The organism is Variovorax sp. KBW07 (assembly GCF_003852515.1).
GTDB lineage: Bacteria > Pseudomonadota > Gammaproteobacteria > Burkholderiales > Burkholderiaceae_C > Variovorax.
The window spans coordinates 1-22,101 of sequence record NZ_QAJK01000133.1 but is presented as its reverse complement, the minus strand read 5'-3'; the positions used below and the strand labels follow the sequence as shown (position 1 = coordinate 22,101).

Here is a 22,101-nt window from a genome sequence, read left to right as displayed (position 1 = left end):
GCCCCCTCCCCGGCCCTCCCCCGGTAGGGGAGGGAGGAATGCGGGGGGCGGGTCATGTCGTTGCTGCGATCATTTCGCAGACCTCGTCTTCGGTGGAGCCGCCGGGCAACTCGCCTACTTTCTGGCGGTCGCGCAGCACCACGATGCGATGGGCCACGCGCACCACCTCGCTCATTTCGGACGAGATGAAGATCACCGCCATGCCCGCGCGTGCGAGCCGCAGGATCTCTTCCATGATCTCCTGCTTCGCCGCCACGTCGATGCCGCGCGTCGGCTCGTCCAGGATCAACAGGCGCGGCTCGGTCGCGAGCCAGCGCGCGATCATGGCCTTCTGCTGGTTGCCGCCCGAAAGCAGGCCTATGGGCGTTTCGACGCTCGCCGTCTTGATGCCCAGTGATGCGACAAAGCGCTCGGCCAGTGCCGTCTGTTCGGCACGCGACAAGAATTTGCGCGTGCCCAGCCGGGCCTGCAAGGCCAGCGCGATGTTCTCGCGCACCGACAACTCTGCCACGATGCCGTCCGTCTTGCGCTCTTCGGGGCACAGCGCCAGGCCTTCGCGAATTGCATCGGCGGGATTCGAAAAGCTCACGCTGCGCCCGTCGATCTTCAGCACGCCGCGGTCGGGCGTTTCGAGCCCGAACAGCAGCCGCGCCAGTTCCGTGCGGCCCGCGCCCAGCAGGCCCGCGATGCCGACGACCTCACCGGCGCGCACGCGCAGGTCGGTGGCCTGCAACTGCCCGGCCTGGCCCAGGCCATCGGCCTGCAGCAACGCGGGCGCCGCTTCGTCGAAAGCCGGCAATGCGGCGGGCCGTGCCGACTGCGCCGCCAGCTCGCGCCCCAGCATCGCCCCGATCAGCGCTTGCGGGCCCAGGTCCGCTGCCTTCCACTCGCCGACCCAATTGCCGTTGCGCAGCACGGTGATGCGGTCCGACACGGCGTACATCTGGTTGAGAAAGTGCGTCACGAAAACGATGGCCAGCCCTTCGCCGCGCAATCGCCGCAACACCTCGAACAGCTTTTCCACCTCGTCGTCGTCCAGGCTCGACGTCGGTTCGTCGAGGATCAACACTCTGGCCGACACGCCGAGCGCGCGCGCAATTGCCACCATCTGCTGCACCGCCACCGAATAGCTCGACAGCAGGCGCGTCACGTCGATGTCGAGCCCAATGCGGGCCAGCAGTTCGGCCGCGCGGCGGTTCACTTCGGCCCAGTCGATGCGAAAACCCTGCGCCATGCCGCAGCGCGGGTAGCGCCCCGCGAACACGTTCTCGGCCACCGAGAGGTTCGGGCACAGGTTCACTTCCTGGTAGACCGTGCTGATGCCCAGCTTCTGCGCCTCCAGCGGGGACGCGGGGCGAATCGCCTGGCCTTCGAGGTACATCTCGCCGCCGCTCGATGCCAGCACGCCCGTCAGCACCTTGATGAGCGTCGACTTGCCCGCGCCGTTCTGCCCCATCAGCGCGTGGATCTCGCCGGGGTACAGCTTCAGTTGCACGTCGTTCAGCACCGGGATGCCGCCGAACTGCTTGTGGATGCCGCGCAGTTCCAGCACGGGGGAGGCGGTGCTCTCGCTCATGTGCTGCCTACTTGTTCTTGTTGTACACGTCGATGAACACCGCCGCCAGCAGCACCAGCCCCTTGATGACCTGCTGGTAATCGATGCCGATGCCCAGGATCGACATGCCGTTGTTCATCACGCCCATGATGAAGGCGCCGATGACCGCGCCCATCACGCGGCCCACGCCGCCCGAGGCCGACGCGCCGCCGATGAAGCAGGCGGCAATCACGTCGAGCTCGAAGCCCAGGCCGGCCTTGGGCGTGGCCGTGTTGAGCCGCGCCGCGAACACCAACCCGGCCAACGCGGCCAGCGCGCCCATATTCACGAAGGTCAGGAAGGCCAGCCGCTGCGTCTTCACGCCCGACAGCCGCGCCGCCTTCTCGTTGCCGCCCAGCGCATAGATGCGCCGGCCGATGGTGGTGCGGTTGGTGACGAAGTCGTACACCACGATCAGCACCGCCATCACGATCAGCACGTTGGGCAGGCCCTTGTAGGTCGAGAGCAGGTAGCTGAAGAACAGGATGACGGCCGCGAAGAACAGGTTCTTCACCAGGAAGAAGGCATACGGCTCCGTCTCCATGCCGTGCGCGGTGAGCTTGGCGCGGCCGCGCAGCTTGAAGAACACCAGCGCTGCGGCGGCCAGTGCGCCGACCACCAGCGAAGTGGTGCGCAACGCCTCGCCGCCCAGCGGGTCGGGAATGAAGCCCGAGCTCAGGCGCTGGAACTCGACCGGGAACGGGCCCACCGACTGCCCCGCCAGCAAGGCCAGCGTGAGCCCCTTGAACACCAGCATGCCGGCCAGCGTGACGATGAACGACGGGATCTTTCGGAACGCCACGAACCAGCCCTGCGCCGCCCCGATGAGCGCACCCGCCGCGATGCTGACGATGGCGGTCGGCACGAAGTGCCATCCGTACTCGACCATCAGCACCGCCGCCAGCGCGCCGATGAAGCCGCAGACCGAGCCCACCGACAGGTCGATGTGCCCGGCCACGATCACCAGCAGCATGCCCAGCGCCATGATGACGACGTAGCTGTTCTGCAGCAGCAGGTTGGTGAGGTTGAGCGGCCGCAGCAGCGTGCCGTCGGTCAGCACCTGGAACAGCACCATGATCGCGACCAGCGAGATCAGCATGCCGTATTCGCGCAGGTTGTTCTTCAGGAAGCCGGCGTGCAGCTTCGGCCCCTCCGCCGCGGAAACGGGAACGGCGGCCTTCACGGCGTTGACTTCAGGCTGCGACATGGACCGTACTTCCTGCGCTCACGATGGCGTGCATGATGCGTTCCTGCGAGGCCTCGGCCGCAGTGAACTCGGCCACGAAGCGGCCCTCGTTCATCACGTAGATGCGGTCGCACATGCCGAGCAGTTCCGGCAGTTCCGAAGAGATCATGAGAATGCCTTTGCCCTCGCTCGCGAGCTGGTCGATGATGGTGTAGATCTCGTACTTGGCGCCCACGTCGATGCCGCGCGTGGGCTCGTCGAGAATCAGCAATTCGGGCTTGGTGAAGAGCCACTTGCTCAACACCACCTTCTGCTGGTTGCCTCCCGACAGGTTGACCACCAGCTGCTCGACGCCCGAGCAGCGGATGTTCAGCGCCTTGCGGTAGTCGCTGGCCACCTTGAACTCGCGTGCGTCGTCGATCACCATGCGGTCGGCAATCGCGTCGAGGTTCGCCAGGCTGATGTTCTTGCGGATGTCTTCTTCGAGCACCAGCCCCAGGCCCTTGCGGTCTTCCGTCACGTAGGCGATGCCGTGGTCGATGGCCTTGCGCACCGTGCTCACATCGACCGGCTTGCCGTGCATCAGCACCGTGCCGCTGATGCGCTGGCCGTACGACCTGCCGAACACGCTCATCGCCAGCTCGGTGCGGCCCGCGCCCATGAGGCCGGCAATGCCGACGATCTCGCCCTGCCGCACATGAAGGCTCACGCCCTTGATCTGCTCGCGGTCGGCGTGCAGCGCGTGGTGCACGCGCCAGTCGCGCACCTCCAGCACCGTCTCTCCGATCTTCGGCGTGCGCTGCGGGTAGCGGTGTTCCATGTCGCGGCCCACCATGCCGCGGATGATGCGGTCTTCGCTGATCGGCTGCGTGCGGCAATCGATGGTTTCCACGGTCGCGCCGTCGCGCAGCACCGTCACCGAGTCGGCCACCTTGGCGATCTCGTTGAGCTTGTGCGAAATGAGGATCGACGCAATGCCCTGGCGCCTGAGCTCCAGCAGAAGCATCAGCAAGGCATCGCTGTCTTTCTCGTTCAGGCTGGCGGTGGGCTCGTCGAGAATGAGCAGCTTCACCTCCTTGGCCAGCGCCTTGGCAATTTCGACCAGCTGCTGCTTGCCCACGCCCAGGTCGGTCACCAGCGTGGTCGGCAGCTCCTTCAGGCCGACCTTGGCGAGCAGCTCGCGCGTTTTGGCATAGGCGGCGAACCAGTCGATCACGCCGCCGTGCGCAATCTCGTTGCCCAGGAAGAGGTTTTCCGCAATCGACAGCAGCGGCACCAGCGCCAGCTCCTGGTGGATGATGATGATGCCGAGCTTCTCGCTGTCGGCAATGCCCTTGAAGCGCCGCACCTCGCCCTCGAAATGGATCTCGCCGGTGTACGAGTCGCAGGGGTACACGCCGCTCAGCACCTTCATGAGCGTCGACTTGCCCGCGCCGTTCTCGCCGACCACCGCATGGATCTCGCCCGCGCGCACCGCCAGCTTGACGTTGCTGAGGGCCTTCACCCCCGGGAACGTCTTGGTGATGCCGCGCATTTCCAGGATGGTGCGCGCGTCGTTGTTGCCGTTCTTGTTTTCTGCTCCCATGGCTACGCTCACTTCACCTGGCTTTCCTTGTAGTAGCCGCTGTCGATCAGCACCACCTTCCAGTTCGATGCGTCCACGCTCACCGGCTTGAGCAGGTACGAAGGCACCACCTTGATGCCGTTGTTGTAGGTCTTGGTGTCGTTCACCTCGGGCGTCTTGCCGGAGAGCATGGCGTCGACCATGGCCACCGTCACCTTGGCCAGTTCGCGCGTGTCCTTGAACACGGTCGAGGTCTGCTCCTTGCGCAGGATCGACTTGACCGACGGCACCTCGGCGTCCTGCCCCGACACGATGGGCATCGGTTGCGAGCCCGAGCCATAGCCCACGCCCTTGAGCGACGAGAGAATGCCGATGGAAAGCCCGTCGTACGGCGACAGCACCGCGTCGACGCGGTCCTTGGTGTAGTAGGCCGACAGCAGGTTGTCCATGCGCGCCTGCGCCACCGCGCCGTCCCAGCGCAGCGTGCCGACCTTGTCCATGCCCATCTGCTTGCTGCGCACCACCAGCTTGCCGCTCTTGATGTACGGATCGAGCACCGACATCGCGCCGTTGTAGAAGAAGAAGGCGTTGTTGTCGTCGGGCGAGCCGCCGAACAGCTCGATGTTGAACGGGCCCTTGCCACTCTTCAGGCCCAGCGCCGCTTCGATCGATTGCGCCTGCAGCACGCCGACCTGGAAGTTGTCGAAGGTGGCGTAGTAGTCGACGTTCTTCGAGCCCTTGATGAGCCGGTCGTACGCGATGACCTTCACGCCCTTGTCGGCCGCCTTCTGCAGCACGTCCGAAAGCGTGGTGCCGTCGATGGCCGCGATGACCAGCACCTTCGAGCCCTTCGTCACCATGTTCTCGATCTGCGCGAGCTGGTTGGGAATGTCGTCGTCCGCGTACTGCAGGTCGGTCTTGTAGCCCTTGTCCTTGAAATACTTGACCATGTTGGCGCCGTCGGCAATCCAGCGCGCCGACGACTTGGTGGGCATCGAGATGGCGATCAGGCCCTTGTCTTGCGCGTAGGCGAGCGGCGCGATGCCGACCAGCACGACGGCCAGGCCGACCAGCGAGGCCTTGAGGAAATTACGTTTCATGGCGTTTGGAACTCCGTCTTTCAATAGGGGCAGGTTTCTCGGGGAACACCGCGGAACCGGCTTTGCCGGGCCGCAGGTGTTGCCCCCGGCGAGGGGGTTGGCGAAGCGACACGAAGTGCGCGTAGCCTGGGGGAGTGCTCAATATTTGCGATTGGGAAATTCTTTGGCCGCGACTTCCATGGGGAAGATGCTCTCGACAGTCACGATGCGCTTGGGCAGCGTCTTGCCGTCCTTGATGTCCTTCACCGCCTGCATGAGCTGCGGCCCCAGCAGCGGGCTGCATTCCACCGACACGTTGAGCTTGCCGGCGATCATGGCTTCGAAGGCGCCCTTCACCCCGTCGATGGAGATGATGGTGATGTCCTTCGCGGGCTTCAGGCCCGCCTCTTCGATCGCCTGGATGGCGCCGATGGCCATGTCGTCGTTGTGCGCGTAGAGCACGTTGATCTTCTTGCCCTCCGCCTTCAGGAAGGCTTCCATCACCTCCTTGCCCTTGGCGCGCGTGAAGTCGCCGGTCTGCGAGCGCACGATCTTGAACTTCGGGTCGGCCTTGATGATTTCCTCGAAGCCCTTCTTGCGGTCGATGGCCGGGGCCGAGCCCACGGTGCCCTGCAGCTCGACGATGTTCACCTCGCCCTTCTGGTCCTTCATCTTCTCGACCAGCCAGCGGCCCGCCTTGCGGCCTTCCTCGATGAAGTCGGAGCCCATGAAGGTCACGTACAGCGTGTCGTCCTTGGTGCTCACGGAGCGGTCGGTCAGTACCACCGGAATCTTGGCGGCCTTGGCTTCGCGCAGCACGGTCTCCCAGCCCGACTCGACCACCGGCGAGAACGCGATCACGTCGACCTTCTGCGCGATGTACGAGCGAATGGCCTTGATCTGGTTCTCCTGCTTCTGCTGCGCGTCGGAGAACTTCAGCTCGATGCCGGCCTCCTTCGCGGAGGACTTGATCGACTCGGTGTTGGCGGTGCGCCATTCGCTTTCGGCGCCCACCTGCGCAAAGCCGAGCACCAGCTTCTTCTGCGCGAAGACGGACACGGGCAGCATGCTGCCCAGGGCTGCGGCGGCGAGCGCGGTGTTAAGGGTGCGGCGATTCATGGTCATGGGATGTCTCCTTCTTGATGTCCAGCGGACTTGCTGTTGACTGTTGGTGTGGTGAAACGAAACCCCGTCCGGTCAGGCCAGCATGTAGCCGGTCTTCACCGTCGTGTAGAACTCCGCGGCGTGGCGCCCTTGTTCGCGCGGCCCGTAGCCCGACCCCTTGCGGCCGCCGAAGGGCACATGAAAGTCCACCCCCGCGGTCGGCAGATTGACCATCGTCATGCCGACCACGGCATGGCGCCTGAAATGCATGGCGTGCTTGAGCGAGTTGGTGCACAGGCCCGCGCACAGGCCGAAGGGCGTGTCGTTGCACAGCGCCAGCGCTTCGTCGTAGTCGTCGGCGCGCAGCACGCAGGCCAGCGGGCCGAAGATTTCCTCGCGCGCGATGCGGTGCGCGGGCTTGGCCAGGAAAAGCGCGGGGCTCATGTAGTGGCCGGTGGTGGCGCGCTGCAGCGCCTCGCCGCCCCACACGTGCTCGGCCCCCTCTTCGCGTGCGATGTCGACCCAGGCAAGGTTCTGCGCCAGGCGCTCCGCATCGGCCACCGGCCCGATGTCGACGCCGCGCTCCAACGCATGGCCGATCTTCAGCGCCTTGAGGCGCTGGCGCAGTTTGGCGACGAAGGCGTCGTGCACCCCAGCCTCGACGATGAGCCGGCTCGACGCGGTGCAACGCTGGCCGTTGGAAAAGTAGGCGCCCTGCACCGCGCAATCGACGGCGCGGTCGAGGTCGGCATCGGCCAGCACCACCAGCGCGTTCTTGCCGCCCATTTCCAGCTGCACCTTGGCACGCCGCATGGCCGCCGCCTGCAGGATGCGCTCGCCGTTGGCGGCCGAGCCGGTGAAGCTCAGCGCATCGACCAGCGCGCTGTCGACCAGCGCCTGCCCTGCTTCGCGCCCGCTGCCCATCACGAGGTTGAACACGCCGGCGGGCAAGGCCGCGCGGCTGATGATGTCGGTCAGCGCCCAGCCGCAGGCCGGCACCAGCTCCGCGGGCTTGAAGACCACGCTGTTGCCGTGCGCCAGCGCCGCCGCGATCTTCGAAGCCGGCACCGCGAACGGCGTGTTCCATGGCGTGATGAGGCCCACCACGCCGACCGGTTCGCGCGTCACGTCGACCTGCACGCCGGCCCGCACCGAGGCCACGTTCTCGCTGCCGCCGCCGCCCGCGCCGCTGCGGAAGGCCTCGCCCGCGAAGAACTTGAATATCTGCCCCGCGCGCGCCGCCTCGGCCACGGCCTCGGGCAGCGTCTTGCCGACTTCGCGCGCCAGCAGCAGGCCCAGTTCGTCCTTGCGTGCGAGCAGCTCGGCGCCGATGCGGTCGAGCACGTCGGCGCGCCGCTGCGGCGTGCTGTGGCTCCAGTGCGGAAAGGCTTCGGTGGCGGCGCGGATGGCGCCATCGACCTGGCGGCGGTCGGCCCGTGCGTACTCGGCGACCACCTCGCTGGTGTCCGATGGATTGGCGCTCACACCGGTGGTTGCGCTGGTTTCCCAGCGGCCGTTGATGTACTGCCGCACGTTCTGATGGATCTCGCCATGAATCACCGGGCGCCGACCTTGTCTCTTGGATGTGGGGTGCGGGCAGTCTAGGAACAGAATCGATATCGATCCAATCGTTTTTTAGACAAAATGCATATCGATCGCCGGATTCTGGAAAACCCGATCAGCCCTTGGTTTCCAAAAACAAGAGAAGAGCCATGACCAACTACAACCACTGGTTCATTCGCGCCCGCCTGAAGACGCGGCAGCTGCTGCTGCTCGTGGCGCTGGCCGAGGAAGGCAACATCCACCGCGCGGCGCAGGTGCTCAACATGACGCAGCCCGCCGCCTCCAAGCTGCTGAAAGACCTGGAAGACGTGCTGGAGGTGCCGCTGTTCGACCGCCTGCCGCGCGGCATGCGCCCCACCTGGTACGGCGAAACCATGATCCGCCACGCCCGCGTGGCGCTGGCCAGCCTGAACCAGGCGCACGACGAGCTCACCGCGCTCAAGGCCGGCCGCTTCGGCCATGTGAGCGTGGGCGCCATCACCGCGCCCGGCCTCACGCTGATGCCGCCCGCGGTGGCCATGGTCAAGCGCGAGCAGCCCGACCTGCGCGTGTCGCTCGAGATCGAGACCAGCCCGGTGCTGATCGAGCGGCTCGAGCAGGGCAAGCTCGACATCCTGGTGGCGCGGCTCTTTGCCGAGCACGACAAGTCGCAGTTGCGCTACGAGGCGCTGACCGAGGAGCCGGTGTGCGCGCTGGTGCGCCCCGGCCATCCGCTGCTCGGCGTGAGCGGGCTCACGCTACGCGACGTGGTGGGCGCCGGCTGGATCGTGCCGCCCGCGGGCAGCGTGCTGCGGCACCGCTTCGAGCTGATGTTCCAGGAAGAAGGCCTGGCACCGCCGACCAACACCATCGAAAGCTCGGCCCTGCTGTTCATCACGCGCATGCTGCAGCAGAGCGACATGGTGGCGGTGCTGGCGACCGACGTGGCGCGCTACTACGCGTCGCACGGCATCGTGTCGCTGCTGCCGCTGGACATGCCCTGCCACATGGACGCCTTCGGCATCATCACGCGCACCGACCGGCTGCTGTCGCCCGCCGCCAAGGTGATGATGAAGGCGCTGAAGACCGCGAGCATGAGCGTCTACGGACGCAAGCTCGAACTGGACTGACCCCAGGCTGAACCCACCAAACCCGCCAAACCCACTGAACCGGAAGAACCCCGAGGACCGATCGATGACCGACGAAGAACGCACGCAAGCCATCCGCAGCATCGTGCGGTCGTACCTGCAAGGCGCCACGCCCGAGCAATGGCACGTGTACGTGGCCCGCTCCAACTACGACGACAACGCACCGGCGCTGCGCTGGCTGATCGACAACCCCCAGCTCGACCGCGGCACGGCGCTCATGATCTATTGGTACATGGGCGCCGCCGGGTATGTGCAGTTCGCGTCCGAGGACGAGGTGAAGGACTACGAGAAAGACACCTTCAGGCTCCTGCTGCTGATCGAGCAGCGCTACGCCGATGGCTTCTACACACAGGGCCGCATCTGGTTCGCGCCGGAGCACTCCGAAGGCGGCGGCCCCGGCGACACCCGACAGCCGTATGTGCGCCCCGTCTCCACGCTCATGCGGGAAGAAGTGGGCACCGAGCTCGTCGACATCGAACCCGAGGACTATGACGACGGCCTGCCCTTCGAGGTGGTGGAGAAGATCGAGGCGCTGTTCGACTGAGCGGACCGCGCGGACCGAACAGACCTGTTGTTCAGGTCCAGCCCGCGTCCACCGTGAACTCCTGCGCGGTGCACATGCGCGCATCGTCCGATGCCAGGAACAGCACCATGCGCGCGATGTCTTCGGGCATCAGCTTGTCGGGCAGGCACTGGTTGCGCTTGAGCGCCTGCTCGCCTTCGTCGTCGAGCCACAGCGTGACCTGCCGCTCCGTCATGACCCAGCCGGGCGACACGGTGTTGATGCGGATGCGGTCGCGGCCCAGGTCGACCGCCAGCCCGCGCGTGAGCCCGTTGACCGACGACTTCGCGATGGCGTAGCAGGGGTAGCCCGAGCCCTTGCTCTGCCAGCCCGTGGAGCCCAGGTTGACCACCGAACCGAAGCCCAGCCGCTTCATGCCCGGCACCACCGACTGGATGGCGAACAGCGCGGGCCGCTCGTTGATGGCCATGCGGTTGTCGTAGTAGTCGGGCGTGACCGATTCGAGCGTGTGGCGGTCGTCGCTCGCCACGTTGTTGACCAGCACCGCGAAGTCGCCCAGCTCGGCGGCGGCATCGGCAATGGCCGCCTGCAGCGCGGCAATGTCGCGCACGTCGCAGGCGCGCCACCAGGGCGCCGCATGGCCGGCCTCGGCGATCTGCCGCGCCAGCGCGGCACTCGCGCTCTCGGCAATGTCGATGAAAGCCACGCGCGCGCCCTGCGCCGCGAACGCGGCGACGATGGCCGCGCCGATGCCGCTGCCGCCACCGGTGACGAACACCGTGCGGCCCTGCAGGCTGGGATGAATGGCAAGCTTGTTCGGGGAATTCAAGGAAGGTCTCCAGAAGAGCTGGCACATGACATTGCAAATTCAATATCAATCGATGCCATATTGTTTGATTTCAATTATCAATATGCCTTGATACGATCCGCGGCGTCAAGAAGACATGACGCGGCATCACGCGACACCACCCGGCATCACGCGGAAAGAACAATGAAAAACCAAGAGACAAGCAGGACAAGCAACGCCCTTCCCGTGCCTTCCGTCGAAGGCACGCCCGAATGCATCTGGCCCGCCGGCGCCAACCTTGGCGAAGGCACGCTGTGGTCGGTGCGCGAGCAGGCGCTGTACTGGATCGACATCCTCACGCCGCGGCTGTTTCGCCACGACCCCGCCACCGGCGCGCAGCAGACCTGGACCTTCGACGAAGAGATCACCGCCATCGCCGAGCGCGCGACCGCACCGGGCCTGATCGTCACGCTGCGCCGCGGCTTCGCGCTGTTCGACCCGGCCAGCTCCGATGCCTCCGATGCCTCCGATGCATCGGGTGCGCACGGCACGCCGCGCTACCTGCACCAGCCCGAACCCGAGCGCACCGGCAACCGCTTCAACGACGGCAAGTGCGACAGCCGCGGCCGCTTCTGGGGCGGCAGCATGGACTTCGATTGCAAGGCGCCCACCGGCGCGCTCTACCGCTACGACGCCGACGGCCGCTGCACGCGGCACGACGACGGCTTCGAGGTGACCAACGGGCCCACGTGGTCGGCCGACGGCCGCACCATGTACTTCAACAACACGGTGCTCAACAACCTGTACGCCTACGACTTCGACATGCAGGCCGGCGGCGTTTCGAACCGGCGCGTGTGGCACCGCTTCCCCAAGGGCGATGGCCTGCCCGACGGCATGACCACCGACGCGGCCGGCCGCCTGTGGATCGCGCATTGGGACGGCGCGTGCGTCACCTGCCATGACCCGGTGAGCGCCGCCGAGCTGTGCCGCATCGCGCTGCCCGCGAGCAACGTCACCGACTGCGCGTTCGGCGGCGCGGACCTGCGCACGCTCTACATCACGACGGCGCGCAACAGCCTCACGGCCGAACAGCAGGCGGCGCAACCGCTGGCCGGCGGATTGTTCTCGGTGCGCATCGGCAGCCCCGGCGTGCCGGCGGCGCTGTTCGCGGGTTAACCGCGCTCGCGTGGCTCGCGTGGCACGCGCGTCTCGTTCGGCTCCAGCTGCGGCAGGTTGTCCGCCGCGAAATCGGCGAACAGCCTGGCCCGCGCGAAGCTCCCGCGAGACGCCGGCCACACGGCGTGGACCGGAATCCTCGGCGACTCGAACTCGGTCAGCACCAGTTCGGCCTGCCCGCTGTCGAGCAGGTCGCGAATCTGCCACAGCGGCGTGAAGAACAGCCCCAGGCCGCTCAGCACGGCCGCATAGATCGCGGCGGTGTTGTCGGCCCGAAAACGCCCCGACACCTTGATGCGCCGCAGCTGGCCGTCGATCGTGAAGGGCCAGCTCGCGTCGTTGCCGTGCGTGGTGCGCACCACGCACTGGTGGTCGGCCAGGTCTTCAGGCCGCTGAGGCCGCCCGTGCCGCGCAAAGTAGGCGGGTGAGCCGAACACCACCAGCCGAAGCTCGCCGAGCGGCTTTGCCGCCAGCTCCGAATCCGGCAACTCGCCGATGCGGATGGCCAGGTCCAGCTCGCCTTCGATCAGGTCCACGAAGCGGTCGGAAGCCGTGATCTCGACCTCCATGTCCGGGTAGCGCCGCATGAACGCGCCGACCAGCGGCACCACGAAGGCCGGCGCAAACTGCACCGGCGCGGCCACGCGCAGCAGGCCCCGCGGCGAGGCGAGCTGGCTGCTGGCCTCGACGGCCGCCGCATCGAACTCCGCCAGCGCGGCCTGCACGCGGCGGTGGTAGGCCAGCCCCACTTCGGTCACCGACGACTGCCGCGTCGTGCGGCGAATCAGCTGCACGCCGAGGCTGCGTTCGAGCACGCTCAGCGAGCGGCTGATCGACTGCACCGAGCGCTCCAGATGCCGTGCCGCCGCGCTCTGGCTGCCGTGATCGACGATGGCCACGAAGGCCCGGATGTCCTGAATCTGGTCCATGGATTCTCTCGGTCTGGATGAAGGTCCTTGGCGGCGCGCGTGGATTCCCGATCGCGCCCGCCGTTCGTATCTTCGAGGCATCGCGGTCGCAGGCCGCTTTCGCCAAAACGAAAGGATCATTCCATGAAACAACACAGACCCACCGTGCTGGTGGTCGGAGCGACCGGCCGCGTGGCCGGGCTCGTCGTGCCCGCGCTCGCCGCGCGTGGCGCCACGGTGCGAGCGCTGGTGCGCACCGCGCAGGACACGCGCAAGGCCATCGACAACGGTGCGACCGAAGCCGTGGTGGCCGACCTGCGCGATGCGGCCAGCCTGCTGCGCGCGGCCGACGGTGCCGACGGCGTGTTCCACATCGGCCCGGCCTTCCAGCCCGACGAAGCGCGGATGGGCTGCAACCTCGTCGCGGCCGCGCAGCAGGCGGGCGTGCGCAAGTTCGCTTTTTCGTCGGTGATCCAGCCGACCCACGCCACGCTCGCGAACCATGCGAGCAAGGTTCCGGTCGAGACCGCGCTGTTCGAGTCGGACCTCGAATACACCGTGCTGCACCCCGCCAACTTCTTCCAGAACCTGAAGGGTGCGTGGCCCGCCATCGCCAGCGGCGGCGTGTTCGCCGAGCCCTGGCCGGTGTTCACGCGCATCGCGCGCGTCGACTACCGCGACGTCGCGGAGGTTGCCGCCATTGCACTGACCACCGACCGGCTGGCCCATGGCAGTTTCGAGCTGTGCGCGCCGGGGCGCTTCAATCGCACCGAGATCGCCGCGATGGCCAGCGAAGCGCTCGGACGCCCAGTGGTGGCGAAGGAACTCGATTTCGACGACTGGGCCGCGCTGACGAAGCCGCCGTACAACGCGCGCCAGTTGCACCTGCTGTCGAAGGTCCATGCGCACTACGCGGCGCACGGGCTCGGCGGCAACGCGTTGACGCTCGAAGCCATCCTCGGCCGCGCGCCGCGCACCTTGAACAACTACATCCAGGAGCTTGCCCGATCATGAACACCAGAAAACTTCCGGCCCGTTATGCGGGCATCGTCATGCCCTTCCTGCTGTCGATCTTCATGTCGTGCATCGTGGCGGGCATCTCCACCCTGAAGAGCGTGGGCCTGGCCTCGGGCCTGTTCCAGATGTGGATGGCCGCGTGGGGCGTGTCGTGGCTGGCCGCGTTTCCTTCGCTGCTGGTCGTGCTGCCGGTGGTGCGGCGGATCGTGGCGGCGACAGTGCAGAGCCCGTCGCGCTGAAGCGTCAGACGGTGCTGAAGCGGTGCTCGGTCGTGCTGGTGAACACCTCGCCCGGCCGCAGCACGGTAGACGGAAATTCCGGCCGGTTCGGCGAATCGGGAAAGTGCTGCGTTTCAAGGCACAGCCCATCGCCCTGCCGGATGCTCGCGCCCGCCGTGCCCATCAGGCTGCCATCGAGAAAGTTGCCCGAATAGAACTGCACGCCGGGTTCGCTGGTGTGCACTTCCATCACGCGGCCCGAGGCCTCGTGTTCGACGCGCGCCGCCAAGGCCAGGCCGTTGTGGGCGTCGTAGACGTCTCTTCGGTCCAGCACCCAGTTGTGGTCGTAGCCATGCGCGAGCAGCAGTTGCTCATGGCCTTCGCGGATGCGCGCGCCGATGCGCACCGGCTCGCGAAAATCGAAAGGCGTCGCGGCCACGCCGGCCAGCCCGACCGGGATCAGCGTGGCATCGACCGGGCAATAGCGGCTCGCGGGAATCGTCAGCCGGTGGTCCATCACCGAACCGCTGCCCGCCAGGTTGAAGTAGTCGTGGTGGCTCAGGTTGAGCACCGTCGGCCGGTCGGTGGTGGCGCGGTAGTCGATGCGCCATGTGTTGGCCGTGGCACCCAGCGTGTAGCGCACCGTCAATTGCACCTCGCCGGGAAAGCCCTCTTCGCCATCGGCGCTGGTGTAGCGCAGTTCGATGGCGATGTCTCCATCGGCCTGCTCCGGCGTCAGCGGCTCGATCTGCCAGAAGCGCGTGCCGAAGCCGTCCTTGCCCCCATGCAGCGAATTGACGCCGTCGTTCAGGCCCACCTGGTGCGCCGCGCCATCGAGCGTGAAGCGCCCCGCGGCAATCCGGTTGGCATAGCGCCCGACGATGGTGCCCAGGTGCGGATGCGGCTTCAGGTAGTCGGCCAGCGTCGGCAGGCCCAGCACGATGTTCGCGCCGTGGCCGTGCCGGTCGGGCGCGTGCAGCGCGGTGACGATGCCGCCGCGGTTGATGGCGCTCAGGTGCAGGCCGCGGCCGTTGTCCAGGGTGTATTCGGTCACGGCTCGGCCATCGGGCATGCGGCCGAATTCGCGCGAAGTGATGGCTTGGTGGCTGCTGTGGCTGATGCTGCTGCTCATGGTCGGTCTTGTGGCGGGAACAACGCTTCGCGCGCGCACAGCGAAACGGTGCGCAGGCCGATACGGTCGGTCAGGTCGTGAAATTCGGGCGCCTCGGCCGCGTGCGTGCGTATCTCGATGCGGTGGCCGGCCTTGGCCACCGCATCGGCAAAGCGCTGCTGCAGCGCGAAAGGCGTGTTCTGGTCTTCGCGGTTGCCGATCAGCACGATGCGCCGCAGCGGGTCGCGCGCGATGCCGCCCACATGGTCGAGCGGGTCGTAGAACTGCGTGCTGCCGGTGGTGTCGGTGCGCCCGTCTTTCGAGCGGCCGAGCAGGCGCGCGCGCTCCAGCAAGCCGTAGGCGCCCGAGGTCAGCACGGCGCAGGCCACGCGGGTGCGGCCCATGGTCAGCAGTGCGGCACCCGCCGTGGCGCCACCGCTGTGGCCGACGATCGCGATGCGCTGCAGCTTGTGGCGCTGCATCAGCGCATCGAGCGCGGCGTCGAGCGCATGAAACTCCACCGGCTGACGCCGCTTGCGGTGGTCGCCCGACGAGCCATAGGTGCCGGGCCGCGCGACAAATATCCACGGCACGCCCGCCCGGTCGCGGCTGCGTTGCGCATCGAGCGTGCGCAGGGCTTCGGTGTTGCCGGGAATGCGCGTGGGCGCCTGGTCCATCACGCTGTCGCGGTCGCCGGAAAACTGCACGATGGCCATGCGCGCGCCGTCGATGTCGTCGCTCGCGAAGTAGCGGATGCAGGCCGGACCTTCGACCGGCTGCACCCACAGGTAGCCGGCGCGGTCGGGGCAGTTGGCGCGCACGGCGGGCTGGTTCCAGTGCAGCACCGCTTCCGCCGGCGCGGCAAAGGGCGCGGGCACGTCGGGCCCGGTGCGCTGCGCACAGGCCGCCTGCGCCAATAGCAGCAGCACGAGCGCGAAGCGGGCATGCCGCCGGACGGCGCTCGCCGCCTTCATAGCTTTTCCAGCAGCACGGAGACGTCGCCGAAATCGGACTGCTGGCGGTCGCCCTTCACCAGCACCAGGTCGCCGTCGCGCAGGATGTCGCCCAGGTAGCCCGCGAGCTGCGCCGCGTCGTCGAAGTGCGGGCCGAGCATCTCGGCCGGCACCTCTTCGCGCAGCCAGCGCATCTCGTCGCCGTGCGTCACCACGTGCTGGATGCCCGACGCCAGCAACGGCACGGCCAGGCTGCGGTGCATGGCCTCGGCCTCGTTGCCCAGGTTGATGATGCGGCCCAGCACGCCGATCTTGCGCACCACCGGCCCGGCCTGCGCGTGCTGGTAGTTGCGCACGAAGTCCATGGCATTGCGCATCGACATGACTTCGGCATTCCAGCTGTCGTCGATCAGCGTGGCCTGCACGCCGCCCTGCGTGCGCAGCGCGCGCACCTGCATCACCGAGGCAGGCAGCCGCACGTGCGGCATGCGCGCGCAGGCGGCCTCGCCGTCGAAGCCCATGGCCAGCAGCGCGGCAAAGGCCAATGCCGAGTTGCGCACCAGGCCCGCGCTTTCGATGGGGAAGAAATATTCGAAGGTGCGCCCCGCCGTCGCGATGCGCACGCGGCAACCGCCGCCGGGCTCGGGCCGGGTGTCGACCACGCGGATGTTGGCGTCGGGGCCGGTGCCCACCACCCAGATCGCGCCGGCCGTGCGCGCGGCCGCCTGCACCACTTGGGCCAGGCAGGGAATGTGGTCGGCCACGATGGCCACGCCGCCGGGCTCCAGCCCCAGGAAAATGCGCGACTTGAATTCGGCCGTGAGCTCCAGCGTCGATGCCTGGCGGGTCTGCGACAGGCCGATCTCGGTGACGATGGCCACGTGCGGCCGCGCCATCAGCGCGATGGGTCCGCGCTCCATCCAGAGCCCGCTCTGCGCCATTTCGAGAATGCACACGTCGGCATCGGCCGCCAGGTTGGCCAGCATGGCCGGCACGCCGACGCGCGAGTTGTAGTTGTCGATGGTGGTGCGCACGCGCGCGGCCTCGGGCAGCAGGTCGCGCAGCATGGCGATGGTCGACGACTTGCCGACCGTGCCGGTCACGCCCACCACCAGGCCCTGGTAGCGCGCACGCGCGGCCGCGCCGAGTGCCAGCAGGGCGCGGATCGGATCGTCCACCTGCAGCAGCGGAAAGGCGGGGTCCAGCCCTTCCACCGGATGCGCGACCATGGCGCCGGCCAGCGCATGCCGCAGCCCCGGCAGTTCGGCGTGGCGGTCCCAGTTGTCCGGACGCGGCTTGCTGTAGCTCTCGTGCACGGCCAGCGTGCGGTAGTCGGAAGCCACGAAAAGCGCCGGGCCCGGCAGCATGGCGATGTGGCTCGAACCGCGCACCACCGAGTTGACGAACCAGCCCTGCGGCGGCTCGACCAGCCAGCGCCCACCCGTCACCTGCTGCAGTTGCGCGGCCGTCCAGAGCGGCCCGGGGTTCGGGCCGGCACCGGGGCGCAAGGCAGCCAGCACGGGCGCCGGGCGCTCGGGCAGCGGCACCGGAAAGTCGGGCACGCGCAGTCCGCACCACACGGGCAGCAGGCGCGCGGGCAGGCCGGGCGTGTTGCCGCGCACGCGCACTTCGAGCCGCAGCACGTCGCTTTCGAGCAGGCCGGGACGGGGCGGGGGCGGGCGCAGGCCGTAGCGGTCGCGGTAGATACGGCCGGGCTCCCAGCGGCTGGTGGGCCACATCCAGTCGCAGGGGTCGTGGTCCATGCCTTCGCCCCACGGCGGCATGGTGGTGCTGCGCATCGGCAGCGCGCGGAACTGCACGCGCAGGTCGGCCGCCACCGGCTCGTCGATGGTCCAGAAAGACTCGACCCACAGCATGCGGCGCCCGACGATCTGGCGCGGCGTGCAGCGCAGGCCCAGCAGGCGCATCGGGCCGATCTGCAGCGGCGGCATCAGCGCATCGGCCGGCACGGCATCGACCGTCCATTCGGGGCGCGGCGCGCGCACCGGACCGACGATGGGCGGCAAGCGGGCCACCGACGCGACATCCGCATCGGGCGCCTGCTTGACGACGGGCCGCTCGGGCGGCGACAGCCGCACGGCGCAACGGCCACCGGGCATCGGCGTCATCCGCGTGCCCAGGGCGCGGCACTGTTCGGCGAAGCGCGCGCTCGCGGCGTCCGCCTGTTCGCCTTCGAGTTGCTTCGAGACACCGAAGCCGACCCCGACCGGCGTGAACATCACTTCCTCGACGCCATGCAAACCCAGCGTCAGCGAGAACACGCCCGAGCTGCCGAAGTCGTTGCGCACGGAGTCGAACAGCAGGTCGCCCGCGTCGTGCAGGATCGGCCGGCCGCGATGCACCTCGATGCCCTGCAGCACGTGCGCCGACGTGCCCAGCACCGCATCGACGCCCGCATCGACGATGGCATGGCCGACCGCAATCTCGGCGCGCGAAGGCTCGGTCTCCAGGTTGGCGCCCCAGTGCACCGCCACCAGCACCACGTCGGCCTCGCGGCGCGCGGCCTCGACGCGTGGCGCGAGCGTGGCCGTCCATGCGGCCGGGTCGTCGAGCGACAGCCAGGCCGCGCCGGGCTTGCCGGCGGTCGCGGCGAAGCGCGGCTGCGTGGCGTCGAGCGAGAACAGCGCCACGCGCACGCCGCCCGCGCGCCGGAAGGCCGGCCGCAGCGCGGCCTCCAACGTGCGGCCGGTGCCCGCATGGGCAATGCCTGCGGCATTCAGCAGGCCTTGTTGTTCGATGAGTGCTTCGGGGCCGTAGTCGCCGCTGTGGTTGTTGGCGGTGGCGACCATGCCGATGCCCGCCTCGGTCAGCACGGCCAGCATCTCGGGCCGCGCGCGGTAGTAGTACGGGCCGGCCTCGTCTTTCTCGACGCCCTGCTCGCCCGTGGTCGCAACCACGCATTCGAGGTTGACGATGCGCAGGTCGGCATCGCGCAGCGCGGCGATATCGCCGAGCACCTTGTGCGCACCGCCCAGCTCGCGCGTGCGGTAGTGCTGGCGGCGCGCCAGGTTGACGTCGCCGCCCCACGCGACCACGCCCATGCCGGATGCATCGCCCGATGCGGCCCGCTCAGGCAGGCCCGCGGCCTTCACTGCTTTCGCCGCTGCCGTCGCCACTTCCGCCTGCCGCGCTTCACGCGCCTTCAGCAGCCGGTGGTAGGCCACGTAGCCCGACAGGTAATGCTCCACGTCGTCGATGCGCACGCGAAAACTGTGGTGCTTGATGAAGAACGAACCCGCAATGCGGTCGGGGTTGCGGAAGAACATCGCCAGCTCGGGCCAGAAGTGGCCGTTGGCGAGATAGCGCGCGCGGTACTCCAGCGCGCGGTCGAACTTCTCGCGGTCGAGCTCGGCCAGCAACGGCCGCAGCGCGGGGTCGGCGTCGAGCCGCAGCACCATGTCGCGCGCGGCCATCATCAGCTCGAGCAGCGTCGGAAAGGTGGTGATGCGCTCCAGCACGAAGTCCAGATAGCCGGCCACGTTCTTCAGGCCGAACTGGTAGTAGCGCGTTTCGGGCCGGTACCGCGTGAGCTCGTTGACGCAGTAGCTCAGCCAGTGGTCGTGCGCGCGCCAGTGCTCGGCGGCGATGAAATGCTCGAACGCCTTTTCGACCACTTCGAGCCAGCGTGCATCGCGCGTGAGGCCATACAGCCGCATCAGGCCGAAGGCGGCCTCGCCGTCGTAGTAGATGACGCGGAACTTGTCTTTCACGTCGAGTGCGGGTGCATTGAGCACGTGCACGAAGCTGCCGGTCCGCGGGTCCTGCATGTGACGGATGCCCAGTGCCAGCTGCTCCATCAGCGGTTTGTAGCGTTCGTCGCCGGTGAGTTCGGTGTACTTGACGAAGGCCAGCAGGCAGACCGCGCTGCCGCCGAGCTTGATCTCGCTGCCGATGTCCAGCAGGTAGGCCGCGAGCGTGCCGTCCGGCAGTTGCGCGGGCCGTATCAGCGAGCCGGCCAGGAAGGCCAGCGAGCGGTCGATGGCCGCCTTTTGCACCGCGTTGCCCGTCAGCTCCCAGGCCTCCAGCATTGCGTAGGTGGAGCTGGCGTGGCGCAGCGTGTTGTAGGTGGGAATGAGGCGGTCGAAGCAGGGGAACCAGCCATAGTGGAACTCGCCCGTGGGCTTGACCTGCTCGGCCAGATAGTCGCTGGCATCGTCGATCAGCGTGCGGACCTGTGCCGCGTTCCAGCCGGCCAGTGCGCGAAAGCCCGCCGCCTGCCCTTCGGCGGTGATCGGCCAGGCGCCTTCGGCATCGACGTACACGGCGCGCGTGGTGAAGCACCAGACGGGCGTGGCGTCGTCGGTGGGAAAGTCGATCTCGCGGCCGAAGCGGCGCTGGGTGTGCAGGTGCAGGTTGCCGGTGTTGGGCTCGGCATGGTCGACCTCGCCGTTGTAGAGCACCGCGCTGCCGTGCATTTCCTGCGCGAGCAGCGCCACCTCGAAGCGCGCGTCGAAGGCAATGCCAAGGTTGAAGTAGTTGCGCTTGGTTTGCGCCAACTTCGCCTTGAGCGCGCCCCAGCTCAAGGCCTCGACCTTGTCGACGATCTCGGCGCGCAGGCGCTGCGGCGGTTGTGCGGCGCGCTTGGCGAGGGCGGTGACGGCGCGGGCGGCCTGTTGCCATGCCGCCTCGATGTCGTCGCCCCGGCCCGACGCCACGCGGGCCCGGCTGCCGCCTTCGCCGATGGCGAAGAACACGACGCACCCGGCCTCGGCCGTGATGGCCGCCGACGCGGCGGGAAGAAGGCCCTGCGGGTCGGCCAGTGCCTGCCTGGCGCGGGTCAGCAAATCGGCGAGGGTGTGCGATTCTTGGTTCATTCAGCCGCGAATGATGACAGGCCGCCGCGTGGCCTGTCATCCCCTCAATCCATGAGTGCGGGCGTCTTACAGGCGCAGCAATTCGACCCGGCGATTCTTCGCCCGGCCGTCCTCGGTGGTGTTGGGCGCCACCGGTTCCTTCGAGCCCGCGCCGCGCGACGTGAAGCGCCGCGCATCGACCCCGGTCTTTGCCAGCGCCGCGATCACGGCCACGCTGCGGCGGCGCGAAAGGTCGGCGTTGTGCGGCTCTTCGCCCTGTGCATCGGTATGGCCCACCACCTGCACGCGCAGTTGCGGATTGGCGCGCATGAGCTTGGCGATTTCGTCGAGCGTGGCCTGCGAGTCGGGCCGGATGCTGTCCTTGTCGAGATCGAAGCGAATGCCATAGAGATTGATGCGGCCGTTTTCCGCCAGCCCCTTCTGCATGGCGCCGGCATCGACAAAAACGATCTTGTCGGACTCCATCGCCTTCGCCTCGACCACGCGCACGAACGCGAAGTTGCCCTTGCCTGGCGCGCCCTCTGCCAGTGCGATGCTGGCGTACACGGTGCCGGCCGGGCCGTCGTACTGCGCCAGCAGATAGCGGCCGCTGTTGTCGAAGTAGTTGCTGACGAACTGCCGCCCACGCCCGATCTGCGGCCACTCGGGTGTGTCGATGGCATTGGCCAGCGCCGAGACGTCGGTGTACGGGGACTCGCGGTCGGGGTTCTTCTTGTAGCAGCTGCCGTCGGTGGTGGCGCAGCTGAATTTCAGCTGGAAGCCTTTGGCCTTGAGGCTGGCTTCGTGGTTGCGCTGCACCTCGAGCAGCGAGCGTCCTTCGGGCAGCTTGTAGTAGTAGAGCAAGATCTTGCCCGAGACTTTCAGCAAGTTCGGGCTGGACTTGTCCCAGTACTGGATCGGCTCGCGAATGAGGCCGACCTCGTCGTAGGCGCTGGACTGGAAGGCATCGAGCACCGCGCCTTCATAGCGCCCGACCAGCGGATGGTCCTTGGCCGGTTCGGCGGCGGATGCGACGGTGCTGGTGGTGATGATGGTCACCACGGTCGCGAGCAACGCGACACATGCCAGGCGTTGTCGCCAGCGGAGGCCGAGAACTCGGTGAAAGCCGGGTCCGGCGGGCCACGGCGATGAAGTGGAATGAGCCATGTTGTTTTCCGTTTTCCAATGCGAATCGCGCTCCGGACAGAGCGCGATTCAAAGGTAGCGGTGGGGTAACGCGGCGGTCAATAAGCCGTTCGTCATGGCCGTAAGAAGAAACTCGTAAGAACAGCGAACCGCGGATGTAAATGTCGTCGCGCTGTGGTTTGTTCTCGACTGCTGTTCGGGGGCGGGTGCGGGTCATTCTTTGGCTTGTGC

Annotated in this window: 17 protein-coding genes; 5 read left to right on the top strand and 12 right to left on the bottom strand. The window is 67.6% G+C overall.

Features of this window, described 5'->3' with window-relative positions; all coding sequences use genetic code 11:
* Window positions 1-52: 52 nt before the first annotated feature.
* From DBV14_RS25065 to DBV14_RS25035, 6 genes are all read right to left on the bottom strand, one after another.
* Window positions 53-1,576, bottom strand: a complete 1,524-nt coding sequence (locus DBV14_RS25065; RefSeq protein ID WP_124463205.1) for a sugar ABC transporter ATP-binding protein — start codon at window positions 1,574-1,576, stop codon at window positions 53-55.
* Between the two features lie 7 nt (window positions 1,577-1,583).
* Window positions 1,584-2,801 (bottom strand): multiple monosaccharide ABC transporter permease, encoded by a 1,218-nt coding sequence (gene mmsB / locus DBV14_RS25060; RefSeq protein WP_124463203.1) that lies wholly within the window; start codon window positions 2,799-2,801, stop codon window positions 1,584-1,586.
* Entirely contained in the window at window positions 2,788-4,365 is a 1,578-nt protein-coding gene (gene mmsA / locus DBV14_RS25055) for a multiple monosaccharide ABC transporter ATP-binding protein (protein ID WP_124463201.1), read from the bottom strand. The genes mmsB and mmsA overlap by 14 nt, the downstream gene beginning before the upstream one ends.
* An 8-nt stretch (window positions 4,366-4,373) precedes the next feature.
* Window positions 4,374-5,444 (bottom strand): multiple monosaccharide ABC transporter substrate-binding protein, encoded by a 1,071-nt coding sequence (gene chvE, locus DBV14_RS25050; RefSeq protein ID WP_124463199.1) that lies wholly within the window; start codon window positions 5,442-5,444, stop codon window positions 4,374-4,376.
* Window positions 5,445-5,582: 138 nt separating this feature from the next.
* Window positions 5,583-6,548: an ABC transporter substrate-binding protein gene (locus tag DBV14_RS25040; RefSeq protein ID WP_124463197.1), complete on the bottom strand. Its 966-nt coding sequence runs from the start codon at window positions 6,546-6,548 to the stop codon at window positions 5,583-5,585.
* Window positions 6,549-6,620: 72 nt separating this feature from the next.
* Entirely contained in the window at window positions 6,621-8,087 is a 1,467-nt protein-coding gene (locus tag DBV14_RS25035) for an aldehyde dehydrogenase family protein (RefSeq protein ID WP_124463194.1), read from the bottom strand.
* A 152-nt stretch (window positions 8,088-8,239) separates the two neighbouring features.
* Between DBV14_RS25035 and DBV14_RS25030 the strand changes: the two genes are divergently transcribed.
* Both DBV14_RS25030 and DBV14_RS25025 read left to right on the top strand, forming a co-directional pair.
* Window positions 8,240-9,199, top strand: coding sequence for a LysR family transcriptional regulator (locus DBV14_RS25030; protein ID WP_124463192.1), 960 nt, complete (start codon window positions 8,240-8,242; stop codon window positions 9,197-9,199).
* A gap of 64 nt (window positions 9,200-9,263) precedes the next feature.
* A complete protein-coding gene (locus DBV14_RS25025) occupies window positions 9,264-9,761 on the top strand; it encodes a DUF4274 domain-containing protein (RefSeq protein WP_124463190.1) in 498 nt (165 codons plus the stop codon).
* 31 nt (window positions 9,762-9,792) lie between these two features.
* Here DBV14_RS25025 and DBV14_RS25020 read toward each other — a convergent pair whose 3' ends face one another.
* Window positions 9,793-10,596, bottom strand: coding sequence for an SDR family NAD(P)-dependent oxidoreductase (locus DBV14_RS25020; protein ID WP_124463188.1), 804 nt, complete (start codon window positions 10,594-10,596; stop codon window positions 9,793-9,795).
* 135 nt (window positions 10,597-10,731) lie between these two features.
* On the opposite strand from DBV14_RS25020, the gene DBV14_RS25015 reads away from it, so the two are divergent.
* A complete protein-coding gene (locus tag DBV14_RS25015) occupies window positions 10,732-11,703 on the top strand; it encodes an SMP-30/gluconolactonase/LRE family protein (RefSeq protein WP_124463185.1) in 972 nt (323 codons plus the stop codon).
* Here the strand turns inward: DBV14_RS25015 and DBV14_RS25010 are convergent.
* Window positions 11,700-12,632 (bottom strand): LysR family transcriptional regulator, encoded by a 933-nt coding sequence (locus DBV14_RS25010; protein ID WP_124463183.1) that lies wholly within the window; start codon window positions 12,630-12,632, stop codon window positions 11,700-11,702. The genes DBV14_RS25015 and DBV14_RS25010 overlap by 4 nt on opposite strands.
* 123 nt (window positions 12,633-12,755) lie before the next feature.
* Between DBV14_RS25010 and DBV14_RS25005 the strand changes: the two genes are divergently transcribed.
* Complete coding sequence (locus DBV14_RS25005) at window positions 12,756-13,625, top strand: NmrA family NAD(P)-binding protein (RefSeq protein ID WP_124463181.1); 870 nt, start codon at window positions 12,756-12,758, stop codon at window positions 13,623-13,625.
* The gene (locus tag DBV14_RS25000; protein WP_185546119.1) at window positions 13,622-13,867 is read left to right on the top strand and encodes a DUF2798 domain-containing protein; all 246 of its coding nucleotides are present in this window, start codon (window positions 13,622-13,624) and stop codon (window positions 13,865-13,867) included. The genes DBV14_RS25005 and DBV14_RS25000 overlap by 4 nt, the downstream gene beginning before the upstream one ends.
* 4 nt (window positions 13,868-13,871) lie before the next feature.
* Here the strand turns inward: DBV14_RS25000 and DBV14_RS24995 are convergent, their stop codons facing one another.
* From DBV14_RS24995 to DBV14_RS24980, 4 genes are all read right to left on the bottom strand, one after another.
* A complete protein-coding gene (locus DBV14_RS24995; protein ID WP_124463179.1) occupies window positions 13,872-14,978 on the bottom strand; it encodes an aldose epimerase family protein in 1,107 nt (368 codons plus the stop codon).
* Window positions 14,975-15,931, bottom strand: a complete 957-nt coding sequence (locus DBV14_RS24990; protein WP_124463177.1) for a S9 family peptidase — start codon at window positions 15,929-15,931, stop codon at window positions 14,975-14,977. The genes DBV14_RS24995 and DBV14_RS24990 overlap by 4 nt, the downstream gene beginning before the upstream one ends.
* Window positions 15,928-20,745 (bottom strand): CapA family protein, encoded by a 4,818-nt coding sequence (locus DBV14_RS24985; RefSeq protein WP_124463176.1) that lies wholly within the window; start codon window positions 20,743-20,745, stop codon window positions 15,928-15,930. The genes DBV14_RS24990 and DBV14_RS24985 overlap by 4 nt, the downstream gene beginning before the upstream one ends.
* Window positions 20,746-20,811: 66 nt before the next feature.
* Complete coding sequence (locus tag DBV14_RS24980) at window positions 20,812-21,783, bottom strand: OmpA family protein (RefSeq protein WP_260397220.1); 972 nt, start codon at window positions 21,781-21,783, stop codon at window positions 20,812-20,814.
* Between the last annotated feature and the right edge of the window lie 318 nt (window positions 21,784-22,101).